This window comes from Novipirellula rosea (genome assembly GCF_039541335.1).
In the GTDB taxonomy this organism is placed as follows: domain Bacteria; phylum Planctomycetota; class Planctomycetia; order Pirellulales; family Pirellulaceae; genus Novipirellula; species Novipirellula rosea.
The window spans coordinates 984,551-997,897 of sequence record NZ_BAABGA010000120.1 but is presented as its reverse complement, the minus strand read 5'-3'; the positions used below and the strand labels follow the sequence as shown (position 1 = coordinate 997,897).

The following is a 13,347-nucleotide window of genomic DNA, read 5'->3' as shown; positions in this document are numbered from 1 at the left end:
AGAATCGCGTAGTCGCTTTCGGATACCCGCAGTGGTGAATCGCCTCCAACTTAGTTGCGATAATTTAGCAGCGTTCGCATCATTTCTTCGGCGCTAACTCGCGACAAGCGGGCGATCGCATCGCGATCGGTATTGTCACCAAATTCATAGGTGACCGCGGCCACATTCAGCACACGATCGACCCAAGCTTTGGAGGTCGTGCGTTTAGAATTATGCGTCTTGTCCAGATTCACCGAATAGGAGGGCAACCGCTGGTCGAAGCGATTCAACCAAGTCGCGGTAAAATTCTTGGGGAACGCGTCGTCAACGTTTTCGGTCAGATAAAAAACGTCTTCATAAGTCGAATGGAAATCGAGTACGAGATAAAGCGAATCGCGACCACGACTCTTTAGATCCAGCAGTTCGCGCCGCAGCGTCCGCGTTTCTGGTTGTCGGAAAATCCCCCAATCGCGGTTCAAGTCGACGCTATTGGCGTTACATCGCCATCGTCCTTGCTCGACCCCATCCGGGTTCGCGTTGGGAACGACGACCACATGGAAGGAGCTTCGAAATTGCTGAGTCAATTTGGTGTCCGCCGCAATCGCTTCGGCGAACCGCATTAACCCAATCGCGCCGGTCGTTTCTGGTGGATGAAGCCGCCCCATGATAAACACGTACCCCGGCGATTCGGCTTGCGGGTCACCAATGACAAGTTTTGAAATGGGTCGCCCCAGGACACTGTTCCCACACACCGAGCGGGTCACGTGCGGCAGCGTCGCCAATCCCTCCGCCCATCGCTCGGTGTCTTCGTTGGAGATCAGTTCCTGCGCCGAGACCCACAACACCTCCGGCCCCACATCCATCTGCAACACCACCTCGGATCCACTGGGATGGACCGAAGACACCAGATGCTGGCCATCACGCCAAATGATGCCATCGTTACTGATCCGCGGCGTGTAGCGATGCGTCCCGCCCTGATAGCTCAGATGCACTGTGATGCTACGCATTTCGTTTGAACGAATACGGAAAGCATACCAAGCGCTATTGTTGATAGGTTTACGTTCGGGACGCACCACCAATTGGAAGCGAGTGGGCGTGATCTCGAAACACTCATTTAAGCGTCCCCCGCAAAAATCACTATCGATTTGAATGGATTGATCCAATGACTCGAACGTCGTCGTTGCCAGTGAAGGATCAAGCGGATGCAGCGAGGCAGAATCAGTTGATTTGGGTGCGACTTCAACGCCCCAGACTAGTGCGTCGTTAACGAGCAAAAAGAAACAAGCGGAAACGCAGTACAGTGGAATCGCCAATAGACCGGTAACCTGCAAACGGCAAAAACCAATTGGACCGGGCATAGCAAACTCTCCAGAGGACGGTTCCTTATACTCTAAACTCTTTCAGATCATTTGTGGCTTGTGATCGAGAACTCGACGCGGTAAAGGCAAAAGACGATATTAGCATCATTTCTTGCGACTTTATTCGGGTTGTAACGGCCTTACGACGTCGTAATTACAGCAATGGCGAGTGTCACGTGCCATAACATAGTATAATTAATTCAAACCTATCTCCAATTATTTTGTTCTTAACGTCAACCGCTGAGTACTGGTGCGGCAACAAGTTCGTTGTTTGAGCAGCATTACAAATCATGTGAGTGGCGCTGGGATCTCGTCGCCTCGTTCACTTTCTTTAAAGTGAGTGGCCGCCCCCTTTTCATGTTCCTGCCCGCCGCTACGGCGGCGCGGATTCAGTGCGGTGGAATCAAGAAATGACGGAGCAGCGATGGTGTATCACCGAAGGCATCGTTGGCGATTGGGTTGGGCAGGAAAATGACAGGGGGCAGGAAGATTGGATACCGCAGAACGGGTCCAGCGTTCTTTATTTCCCTGCCCACCCCATGTTCCTGCCCGCCGCTACGGCGGCGCTGATTCAGTGCGGTGTGATCAAGAAACGACGGAGCAGCGGTGGTGTATTACCAAAGGCATCGTTGGTTCTTGGGTTGGGCAGGAAAATGATCGGGGGCAGGAAGATTGGATACCGCAGAAAGGATTCAGCGTTCTTTATTTTCCTGCCCACCCCATGTTCCTGCCCGCCGCTACGACGGCGCTGATTCAGTGCGCTGGCATCAAGATACGACGGAGCAGCAGTGGTGTATTACCAAAGGCATCGTTGGTGATTGGTTTGGGCAGGAAAATGACAGGGGGCAGGAAGATTGGAAACCGCAGAACGGGTCCAGCTTTCTTTATTTTCCTGCCCACCCCATGTTCCTGCCCGCGGCTACGACGGCGTGAATTCAGTGCGGTGTGATCAAGAAACGACGGAGCAGCAGTGGTGTATTACCGACGACATCGTTGATGATCGGTTTGGGCAGGAAAATGACAGAGGCAGGAAGATCGGATACCGCAGAACGGATCCAGCGTTCTTTATTTTCCTGCCCCCCCCATGTTCCAGCCCGCCGCTTTGGCGGCGCTGATCCAGTGCGGTGGGATCAAGAATCGACGGAGCAGCCGTGGTGTATCACCGAAGGCATCGTTGGTTCTTGCTTTGGGCAGCAAGATGACAGGGGGCAGAAAGATTGGATACCGCAGAAAGGATTCAGCGTTCTTTATTTTCCTGCCCACCCCATGTTCCTGCCCGCCGCTACGACGGCGTGGACTCAGTGCGATGGCATCAAGATACGCCGGAGCAGCCGTGGTGTATCACCAAAGGCATCGTTGGTTCTTGGGTTGGGCAGGAAAATGATCGGGGCAAGAAGATCGGATACCGCAGAACGGGTCCAGCGTTCTTTATTTCCCTGCCCACCCCATGTTCCTGCCCGCCGCTACGGCGGCGCTGATTCAGTGCGGTGGAATCAAGAAATGACGGAGCAGCGATGGTGTATCACCGAAGGCATCGTTGGTGATTGGTTTGGGCAGGAAAATGACAGGGTGCAGGAAGATCGGATACCGCAGGATGATTCAGCGTTCTTTATTTTCCTGCCCAGCCCATGTTCCTGCTCGCCGCTACGGCGACGCGGATTTAGTGTGGTGGGATCAAGAAACGACGGAGCAGCCGTGGTGTATCACCGAAGGCATCGTTGGTGATTGGTTTGGGCAGGAAAATGATCGGGGGCAGGAAGATTGGATACCGCAGAACGGGTCCAGCTTTCTTTATTTTGCTCGTCCAGCCTAAGTCTCGCGGCCTTTCAGTCGATTTGAAACGCCGAAGTCGCTTTCGAACGTCTGGTTAACGTCTGCTTAGGGTTCGAACCGATAGCCCACGCCGTAGACAGTTTGAATAATTTGTGGATGTTTTGGATCCGTTTCAATTCGCTTTCGCAGCTGGCTGATGGTTTGATCGAGCGTTCGCGTATTCAGCGGATGCGTCTCTTGCCAAGCGACGCGGAAAAGCTCATCGCGATCCACCACTTCGCCCGGCTTGCTGGCGAGCAGCTGCAGAATCCGTAACTCGCGAAGCGTCAATTCGATCACTTCATCTGCCCGCATCGCACGCAATTTTTTAGGCATCACGCAAAGTGTGCCCATGCTGAAATCCGACTCGGGAAGAGAAATAGGATCCGTGGTCAGCTCGAACCCTCGAATACTTCGCCGAGCAATCGCTCGGATTCGCGCCACGACTTCTTTGGCGCCAAACGGTTTGGCGATGTAGTCATCGGCGCCCAATTCGAGTCCCACCACCTTGTCAATCTCTTCGGCCTTGGCGGTGATAAACAAGATTGGGATGGCCGGATCGAGGCTGCGAAAATGACGACAAAGGTCATACCCACTTAGCCCAGGCATCATCACATCCAAGCAAGCGAATTGTGGTCGATCGCGATCGAAGAGACATTTTGCTTGATGTCCATCAGCGGCCTCGGCGACCGAGTGCCCTTCGGATCGCAAAATTTCCGCAAGCGCGGCGCGGGTATGAGGATCATCCTCGGCGATCAGAATCTTCAGTTGCATCGACTTGCTAATGGTAGTGTGTTTGGGGGCAAAGAAACAATCAAGATCCAGTGCGACCGGAGTGACTCACATCGACCGCGACTCTCAATTCAAATTCAGTGCCAACGTCGGCGTTGGTAATCGACAATCGTCCAGAGTGTCGCTGAGCGGCAAGCTTGGCGATCGCCAAACCAATTCCCGTCCCGCTGGGTGCATGGATCGAATCGTCCAGGCGAAAGAAGGGGCGAAAGATCTTGCGATGATAGCGTCGCGGGATTCCTGGGCCTCGATCCGCTACCGTCACCACCAACTCGCCTCCATCGATCCAGGAAGCGACACGGACGAATTTGCCCTTGGCAGCGTATTTCTCGACGTTGCTGAGCAGGTTCACCAGCACCATTTCCAAAATATCAGGATCAACGCTAAGCCGCTCGGCAACGCGTGCATCCCGTTCCACCTCGATCCCCAACGTTTCAAAACGGGGAGCGAACTGGGCCAATGTTTGATCGATCACTTCGTCAACGTCCGTGGGTTGGCAGGACGGTGCGCGAGCATTTTGTTCGTCTCGCACCATTTCCAAAACGCCGGAAACCAAGCGGCCCAACCGCCGACTTTCGCTGTCGATCACACTCAGCCGTCGCTCGATTGATTCCCGTGTGTGCCCCTCGGGCATGCTTTGCAAATCGGACTCGGCCAACTCGGCATACAAGCGGATATTCGTTAACGGAGTTCGCAATTCGTGCGACACTTGCCCCGCAAAGCTGACGCGACTACGTGCGACATGCATTTGACGCTGGACACTGGTCATCACATACGTTCCGAGCGCCAACAGCATGACCGCCAATCCCGAAATCGACAGGATCGTTGGAAGTGACCCCGAATGAACCACCAAAGGAGTCGCGTTGTTGTATTGCAGTTGCCAACTCGACAGCGGCGGCGACAACCCGATGGTAACGATCGGATCGTCGGTGGTTTCAAGATCGCTTCCCCAGCGATACACGAGTTGGCCCGCCTCGTCGACAAGCGAGGTACAACTGAGTGTATCCGATGGTCTCTGGGGTCCCGATGGCTCACGAGAATCCGATACCGTAACCGACTTGGCGTCCGGCAGCGCCGCAATCAGTTCGGAAACCCAACGAGCACGTTCCAACAACACGCCAATCGAATCCCCGTTACTTTTCAGCAGCCACAAAATCAATTGACTGCCCTCGTCCATGTACCATACCTGCCACCGCATCGTCGTCGCGGTGGGCTTGCCCGCGGACTTGGAAGCCACCATTTTCGATCGCGTTTGCTGTTTTCTGGACGACGTTTTGTCGATTGACCGCGAACGTTCACTCGTTTCAAGATCGGGGTTGCTTGCGATGATCGCTGGCAAGGCGGCGTAGATTGCAATCGCCTCGGGATCGTCGGCGACCGGTTTGGGCGGATAAACAATCACTCCTTTTGCGTTGGCAAAAAAGCATTGGCGAACGACCGGATCGTGCCGCGTAAGATCCTCGAAATTACGGATCGGATTACCGGGCCGATCAAGTTTTTCGCTGATCCGCCGGGCGTGTCCTGCAAGCACTTCGGCAAGCGATTGATCAATTTCAAGCAAACGGGATTGCAACACAGAAGTGAGTTGCTGCTGAGCGGTTTCGCGTTGGCGACGAAGCAGCGACGACGATCCCCACCCCAGCAGCACCAGCGGCGCGGCGATCAGAACGATCAGTGCAAACAGAAGCCGGTGCGTCATGGAGTTTTTGGAAAGCGAAAAGCAGGAAGCGAAAGCCGTGAACTGCGGAGCCACGTGACTGCATTCTAGTCAAAACGCGATCTCTCCAGCGGCCTGACTCACTTCTTCGGCACTTCGACCGAGTAGGACTGCTGCGACTGGATCTCGTTCTGGTAACCACGCATGACTTTGCGGTTTCGAGCCCAGTCGCGGTTATTATCAACATTCAGCGCTTGATACCGATTCACTTCTATATTTTTTTCCAGTTCGGGGACCACGAAATCGACATTGTTTGTTTTGCAATCCGCCGCACACTGAAGCAGCATTTTTGTGTTGTGGTTCAGTAATTTCTTTGCATCGTCGACCTGCCCCGCATCTCGCAGTGCCGTAGCTCGGATATTGTTTTCGTTCGCGATCTGAACCGCACAAAAAGCATACGTTTCCAGATCGCGATCCCGTTGGACTTCGGCGGATTCGGCGCTGAAACGGACCGCAATACTGCTTGTCAATTTGTCCATCGTTTCGGATGTCATGTTTTGATACTCCACCGAGACATCGACGAGCGGGCGTGATTGCCCCGCTTCTCCCGCATCCACTTCGACTTCTAAAACAAAGTAGCGTTCTTGTCGCGAGTACAATTGTGCCAGCGGAATATGGATCGTGTTGCCCGTGATGTCGGCTGGGGTTCCCAAGACACGAACCGGACGGACGCCCGAGGCCACGGTGGCCACAATTTCGAAGTCACACGCGACCACACTCATCAGATCTTTGAACTCGCTGTTAAACACTGCGATAAGATCATCAGCGGATTCGACAAAGATATGGTTGCCGCTTCCCGCGCTGGCCAATTTGCTCATCAAGTCTTCGTTGTACCCCAGCCCCAGCCCCAGCGTACTGACGCTGATCCCTTCCTTGACGAGCGAGGCACCGAGTCGCTCCAATTCACGAGGACTCTTGGGACCGACGTTGGCAATCCCATCGGACAACAGGATCACACGATTGACCGAATCGGCCCCCAGGAACTTACGAACCTCGGCGGCTCCTTTGCTGACACCGGCAAAGAGCGCCGTATTGCCATCGGCTTGGATGCCACGGATCTTGGCGATGATGGATTTTCGATCGGTTGCCTTGGTTGCTGGCACCAACACCTCGGTTGACGAGTTGTACAGCACCACCGAAACGATATCCCGGTCTTGCAGTCGATTGATCGCCGCAATCGCAGCCTTGCGAGCCTGGACGATCTTCTCACCGCTCATTGACCCGCTGGTGTCGATCACGATAGCGACGTTCACCGGAGGCCGTGTTTCGGCCTGAGGAAGCTCGGCGCCGGTCAAGGCGATGCGGATGTAGTTGGTCGATTTCTCGCCCGCTTGCATCGTTGGACTCGAGACACCGACGTCCAACCCGACCTGTGCCGCCGAAACGGCAGCGACCACGGGGACCGCGAATTGGCTGGCCGCGACGACGGCCGCCAGAATGAACGCACTGCGAACTTGACGGAACATGACGAGATCTCCTTGAGTAGCCAGGAATGCGATCGCCACGCGTGAGCGATCACTTAAGAAGATCATCAAACCACGTTCCCGCGAATGAATGGTTCGCGAGAGATCAAAACAATGTAAAAACATTGTCTGACGGGTAATTCAGACGACTGCTTACGGAGCCTCGGCTTTCGCTTTGTCACCTTCGACCGGCGGCATCACAGCTTTGGGTTTCTCGGTGACGGTTCCGGGGACGAGCCACGGGCCGCGTGAGTTTTCTTTGATGAGTCGCATCAGTTCGTCGCTGTCGATCGCTTCGACATCGAGCAGCCGCTGGGTGACTGCTTCGAGCACCTCGCGGCGCTGCTCTAGGATTTCGCGAGTCTGCACCAGCGCGTCCTCGATGATCCGGGCGACTTCTTTGTCGATCATCTTGGCCATCTCTTCGCTGTGGTTCATTTGATAGCCGTCACCACCACTGCTGGCCAAGAACGCGGAGCGTGAACTACGGCGAAAATTGATCCGCCCCATCCGGCTCATCCCATAATCCATCACCATGCTGCGTGCGATCTCGGTACAGCGTTCGAGGTCATTCTGGGCTCCGGTGCTGATGTCTTGGAACGTCATTTCCTCGGTCAACGTGCCGGCCAACAACACTTTCATGTTGCTTTCCAGTTCCGTCTTGGTCATCAAATAGCGATCCGACTCGGGACGCTGCATCGTGTAACCGAGCGCAGCCAATCCACGAGGAATGATGCTCACCTTATGAACGGGATCGGTATTGGGCAATGCGGCCGCCACGATCGCATGCCCAGCTTCGTGATAGGCCACGCGAATTTTTTCATCTTCGTTCATCACGCGGTTCTTCTTCTCTAGACCCGCTGTTACTCGCTCGACCGCTTCATTGAATTGCTCGATGCCCACTGTTTGCTTTTCCGCTCGCGCGGCCAACAGCGCCGCTTCGTTGACGAGGTTGGCCAAGTCGGCCCCAACGAACCCGGGCGTGATCGACGCGATGTCGCGAAGTTCCACCTTCTCGTCCAATCGCACATTTTTGACGTGGACTTTCAAGATTTCCTCGCGACCGGCGACGTCCGGGCGATCGACCAAGACGTGTCGATCGAATCGTCCCGGACGCAGTAGGGCAGGGTCTAATGTTTCAGGACGGTTGGTGGCCGCGACAATGATCACGCCCGAGTTGGAATCAAATCCATCCATCTCGACCAGCAACGCGTTGAGCGTTTGTTCGCGTTCATCGTGCCCGCCGACCACGCTGCCGCTACGGCTTTTTCCCAAAGCGTCCAGCTCGTCGATAAAGATAATACAGGGCGCCCGGCTGGTCGCTTGTTGGAACATGTCACGGACGCGAGCCGCCCCGACACCGACGAACATTTCGACAAAGTCGCTACCGGAAAGACTGAAAAACGGCACCCCTGCTTCGCCGGCAATCGCTTTGGCGAGTAACGTCTTGCCAGTACCAGGAGGCCCCACCAACAACACTCCCTTGGGAATGCGGCCGCCAAGTGATTGATACTTGTCACTGTTTTTAAGAAAGTCGACGACTTCACGAACCTCGTCGACGGCTTCTTCGATCCCCGCCACATCGGCAAAGGTCAGCGGCAGCTCTTCTTGACCGTACAGTTTCCCACGACTTCGCGAAAACGACATCGGCGACCCCACGCCGCCAATCCGGCGAAGCATCATGATGCCCAGCATCACCAAGACGCCGATCATCAACAACTCGGGCCAATGTTGCTCGAAAAAGCGGCTTGGACGATCGTTGTCCCAAATCACTCCGGATTCGGTCAGCAATTCGGCCAGTCGACGATCCTCGGTTTCGTTCCCCGAGGTGTGGATGGTTTCAAACTGGATCGGCTCGAGCTTGGCCGCAGGCTTTGCTCCGAGCGGACGGTACATCACCGTGCCGGTAATCTTTTCGTCCGACACCTTAATATATTGAGGGCGGCTGTACTCGACCTTTTTATCGGGGTCGCTGATCGACGAAACCACCAGCGTCCGAGGATCGCTTGCTACCGATTCGGATGGATTTGCTTGAACTTCGTTGCCGGTTTCGGTCGCATCGGCATCGTCCGAGTCGGCTGCGGCCGCGTCGGATTCCGAGGACTTTGCCGGGTCGTCGGACTTCATTGCCGTATCGTCTGCGGTCGCCGCCGGATTCGCGGTCGCGGATTTGCGTGCGTCCGCTTCTTTCTGCAGCAGGACCAGCAGGTCCGGATAACGCAGCCGGTGGCTGTTATTACTGAACAAAAACGTACTGAGCAGCACGGCGGAGACGATCGCAGCGAGCACCAACCACATATTTCCGCCGCTTCGTGGTTCGTTACTGCTCGATTTCTTTCGCTTATCGTCGGTCATTGCGTTACCAGAGAGGGGTCTCGATTTTGGATATTTCGTATGTCATCAAGTCGAAAAAGTGGGGTAAGCTTTCTGCTTGCAAGGCGATCCCAACGCACGCCATCGATACAAAACGATGCGGTCTTGCGGGTCGCTTGGCCCCAAACGCCAGACGAGATGATTCCTTAGACAGTATTTTATTACGTATTGTTTGATTGCCCACGTCCAACGGCAAGCCTATGTTGGGCGGAACCAGATGGGGCGATCGATCGTAACGAAGGTTCCGGAAGTCCGGCGATCGCCAACGTGAACGTCTTTTGACTACATCACGACGACCGCAATCGTTCACTCGTCTTGCACTGAAAACATCTTTCTCCGACCAAAAAAATTCTCGTGCCAGCGAACTCTGACGAAGCTTCCTCCCCCCACCCTCTCGCCGATTCCGGTTCTGGACCCGTTACTTTGGACAAACAGGACACCTCGGAATTGCAGTCGTCGCCAGCCATGAATGTGGCGGTGCTGGGAGCGACTGGCAGCATCGGCACCGCGACCATCGATGTTTTGCACCATTTGGACCGGATCGACCCAACGAAAACGTGGAACCTGTGGGCCGCGTCGGGACACCGCAATGTCGGGCTGCTCGGTGAATTGGCGGGTCAATTCGAACGCCCCCCCCACCAGATCGTATTGTCGGACCCTGAATCCGCCGCCGCATTCGCGGCGGGGACGATGCTAGCGAAGACGAAAATCAAAACCGGCCCCGATGCTCTGGTCGAAATTGCGTCGGCCCCCGAAGTCGACGTTGTCGTCGCCGCCATCGTCGGTCGCGCCGGGCTGGAAAGCACGCTGGCGGCGATCGAAAGCGGAAAACGGGTCGCTTTGGCGAACAAAGAAACGCTGGTTGTCGCCGGTTCGCTCGTGCAAGCGAGCTTGCAAAAAACGAAGTCCGACCGCCGTTGTGCCGAAGTGCTGCCGGTCGACAGCGAACATTCTGCGATTTTCCAGTGTTTGGGCGACAAAGAAAGTAGCGAGGAGAGCGAAAACAGGTGCAAGCCTCGCAAATTAATCCTGACGGCAAGCGGCGGCCCGTTTCGCAATGCATCAATTCAACAGATGCATGACGCCACGCCTCAATTGGCACTGAATCATCCGACCTGGGATATGGGCCCGAAAATTACGATCGATTCGGCAACGATGATGAACAAGGCACTCGAGGTGATCGAGGCTCGCTGGTTGTTCGACATTCCCGCCGAATCGATCGAAGTGGTGGTCCATCCTCAATCGATCATCCATTCGATGGTCGAATTCGAGGACGGTTCGGTGATTGCTCAGTTGAGCCCGCCGGACATGCGTTTACCGATTCAATATGCATTGACTTACCCCCGACGACTGCCGTGCGAGACGCCGGCACTGGACCGCACGCGACAATGGGATCTGATGCTGCAACCGGTGGACCGCGAGCGTTTTCCGGCGCTGGACCTCGGATTCGAGGTCGCCCGCGTGGGTGGAACTGCCGGTTCGGTGGTCAATGCCGCCAACGAAGAAGCGGTCGGTCTGTTCCTGGAAGGAAAAATTCGCTTTACTGACATCGTGCCCGCGTGCCGCCGGGCTTTGGAACACCATCATTTCGAGCCTCAACCGTCGTTAAGTCGGCTGTTGGAATTGGACCGATGGGCTCGTGCCGAAGTTCGCAAACAATATGCAACCTAAAACCTAATTAAATATGTTTATCGATTTACTTGCCCAATTTTTGCCGTTGGCAGCCACCGACGAAGCTGGCGTACTTACTTCCTTGGCGACCCAGATCTGGCAATGGGGACTGGTCGCATTAGGCATTGGGCTAGTGATTTTCGTTCACGAACTCGGGCACTTTGTCGCGGCCAAATCGTTTGGCGTGAAATGCGAAAAGTTTTACGTCGGATTTGACGTTCCGATCCAAATTGGCCCGATCAAGTTCCCTCGAACGCTGGGCAAATTCCAATACGGCGAGACGGAATACGGAATCGGAATCATCCCGCTAGGCGGTTACGTCAAAATGCTCGGCCAGGACGACGATCCTCGCAAAGCCGAAGAAGAAGCGAAGCGGATTCGCATGAAAGAGGACGCAGCCGAAGCGGACGAAGAGGCCGATGACACCGCCCCTGAAAAGCTGGATCCACGCAGTTTCCCCGCCAAGCCGGTTTGGCAGCGGATGATCATCATCAGCGCCGGTGTCGTGATGAACTTGATCACCGGCGTGTTGTTTGCCGCGATCGCGTACGGCTACGGCGTCACCTACAACCCGTCGATCATCGGCGGCGTGACCCCAGGCGGCCCGGCGTGGCAGGCTGGCATTGAACCCGGCGGGCAAGTCGTGTCCGTTGGCGGTTTGACCGACGACCAAATGCATTTCCGTGAAATGCGAATGGCGATTTTGACCGAAGGGTTGGATAATCCCGAAAAGCCCATCAGCTTGTCGATTCGCTATGACGAAGGGGTTCGAAAATACAACCTAAAAACGGCGTCTCACCCCGAAAACGCCGACGTGCGAATGATCGGGATCGTCAGCCCCACCTCGCTCGAACTCAGTTCCAAAACCGTTGCGATGCCTGGCAGTATCGCCGCCACCGTGCTGACCGGAGACGATGCAGGGTCGAAAATCGTCGCGTATGACGGAAAGAAGATCAACAACGAGCTGATCGTTCCCTCGACGCCGTTTTTCAACTACCTGTACTCCAATCCGACCAAAACCATCTCGTTGACACTCGAGCGAGTGGATGGCAGCGAGCACAAAGTCGACTTGCCACCCCAGCAAGCGAAAATGCTTGGCGTTCGCTGGGCGATCAGCCCGATCACCGGGTTGGTCGAAGAAGGGGTTGCCGCGAAGGCAGGCGTCCAAGTCGGCGATGTGATCACCGCGATCAACGGCGACACCGAGATCGACGCCTACAAGTTGCCGCTAGAACTGATTTCGGCGAAAGAGCCGATTACGATGACGCTGCAGCGAGGCGAAGGAGACGACGCTCGCACGATCGAAGTCGAACTGGCCCCGCAAGATTCATTGCAAACTCACGCTCCGGACTCGCAAATTTCGGGTGAAATTGCGATCAACCGCTTTGGATTTTCGTATCGCCCGCTGCCCACCGTGGCGAGCGTGTTGCCCAATTTGTTGGCTGGGGATGCAGCGGAATCGGAGCTGGAACTGCAACCCGGGGACGAAATTCAAGAGGTTCGCTTGATCACCCCCGACAGCGAACTGATGTCGCCGTTACAGGATGCGGAATTCGAGCCCTTGGTCGCTCAATTACGCAAAGGCTGGGAAAAAGATGGCCCTACACCATGGGGTTCGCTGATCGAAACAATCCAGTACCTACCCGAAGGCACCCAGTTGCAAGTGCTGGCGACGCGATCCCCCAAAGGCCGCGTGATTGAAACGCAAGTCGCGGTGCAACAAGACGACCGAGTCTGGTTCGAGCGTGGGCTGGGACTCACCGCCAGCGAATCGATCCAACGAGCAAGCTCGGTCACGGACGCACTTTCGCTGGGACTCCGCGAAGCCGAACGCCGCTTGCGAGACGTCTTCCGCTTTTTGCGAATGGCAACGCAAGGACGAGTAAAAATGCGTCACGTGGGTGGCCCATTGGCGATCATGGACTTAGCGAAACAAGAAGCCGAGCGAGGCATCTCGCCTCAATTATTGTTCCTGACGATGTTAAGCATGAACCTTGCCATCCTGAACTTCCTGCCGATTCCTGCACTTGATGGTGGCCACATGATGTTCTTGATCGCCGAGGCGATTCGAGGCAAGAAGTTAAACGAGCAGCTCGAAATGCGGCTAACCATGGCGGGCGTCTTGATGATTCTGCTGCTGATGGTGGTGGTGTTTGCGAACGACATCCTGCGTCTGCTGTAA

9 protein-coding genes and 1 pseudogene are annotated in these 13,347 nt (G+C 55.5%); 4 read left to right on the top strand and 6 right to left on the bottom strand.

Features of this window, described 5'->3' with window-relative positions; translation table 11 throughout:
- Positions 1-50: 50 nt before the first annotated feature.
- Positions 51-1,337 carry a M14 family metallopeptidase gene (locus ABD971_RS35810; protein ID WP_345328508.1) on the bottom strand — a complete coding sequence of 429 codons (1,287 nt, stop codon included), beginning with the start codon at positions 1,335-1,337 and terminating at the stop codon, positions 51-53.
- A gap of 672 nt (positions 1,338-2,009) precedes the next feature.
- Here ABD971_RS35810 and ABD971_RS35805 point away from each other — a divergent pair.
- Positions 2,010-2,270 carry a hypothetical protein gene (locus ABD971_RS35805; RefSeq protein ID WP_345328507.1) on the top strand — a complete coding sequence of 87 codons (261 nt, stop codon included), beginning with the start codon at positions 2,010-2,012 and terminating at the stop codon, positions 2,268-2,270.
- A gap of 132 nt (positions 2,271-2,402) precedes the next feature.
- Here the strand turns inward: ABD971_RS35805 and ABD971_RS35800 are convergent, their stop codons facing one another.
- Positions 2,403-2,600 (bottom strand): hypothetical protein, encoded by a 198-nt coding sequence (locus ABD971_RS35800; protein WP_345328506.1) that lies wholly within the window; start codon positions 2,598-2,600, stop codon positions 2,403-2,405.
- Positions 2,601-2,931: 331 nt separating this feature from the next.
- Here ABD971_RS35800 and ABD971_RS35795 point away from each other — a divergent pair, with 331 nt between their 5' ends.
- On the top strand, positions 2,932-3,150 hold the full coding sequence (locus ABD971_RS35795; protein ID WP_345328505.1) for a hypothetical protein: 219 nt from the start codon (positions 2,932-2,934) through the stop codon (positions 3,148-3,150).
- Positions 3,151-3,215: 65 nt separating this feature from the next.
- Here the strand turns inward: ABD971_RS35795 and ABD971_RS35790 are convergent, their stop codons facing one another.
- The 4 genes and pseudogenes from ABD971_RS35790 to ftsH all read right to left on the bottom strand — a co-directional run.
- On the bottom strand, positions 3,216-3,923 hold the full coding sequence (locus ABD971_RS35790; protein WP_345328504.1) for a response regulator transcription factor: 708 nt from the start codon (positions 3,921-3,923) through the stop codon (positions 3,216-3,218).
- A 40-nt stretch (positions 3,924-3,963) separates the two neighbouring features.
- A complete protein-coding gene (locus ABD971_RS35785) occupies positions 3,964-5,640 on the bottom strand; it encodes a sensor histidine kinase (RefSeq protein ID WP_345328503.1) in 1,677 nt (558 codons plus the stop codon).
- A 98-nt stretch (positions 5,641-5,738) separates the two neighbouring features.
- Complete coding sequence (locus tag ABD971_RS35780; RefSeq protein ID WP_345328502.1) at positions 5,739-7,124, bottom strand: vWA domain-containing protein; 1,386 nt, start codon at positions 7,122-7,124, stop codon at positions 5,739-5,741.
- 150 nt (positions 7,125-7,274) lie between these two features.
- Positions 7,275-9,197: pseudogene (ftsH, locus tag ABD971_RS35775) on the bottom strand (ATP-dependent zinc metalloprotease FtsH); the annotation flags it as partial.
- Positions 9,198-9,959: 762 nt separating this feature from the next.
- On the opposite strand from ftsH, the gene dxr reads away from it, so the two are divergent.
- Together dxr and ABD971_RS35765 are read left to right on the top strand one after the other, a co-directional pair.
- Positions 9,960-11,165 carry a 1-deoxy-D-xylulose-5-phosphate reductoisomerase gene (gene dxr / locus ABD971_RS35770; protein ID WP_345328534.1) on the top strand — a complete coding sequence of 402 codons (1,206 nt, stop codon included), beginning with the start codon at positions 9,960-9,962 and terminating at the stop codon, positions 11,163-11,165.
- A 13-nt stretch (positions 11,166-11,178) separates the two neighbouring features.
- On the top strand, positions 11,179-13,347 hold the full coding sequence (locus tag ABD971_RS35765; RefSeq protein WP_345328500.1) for a site-2 protease family protein: 2,169 nt from the start codon (positions 11,179-11,181) through the stop codon (positions 13,345-13,347).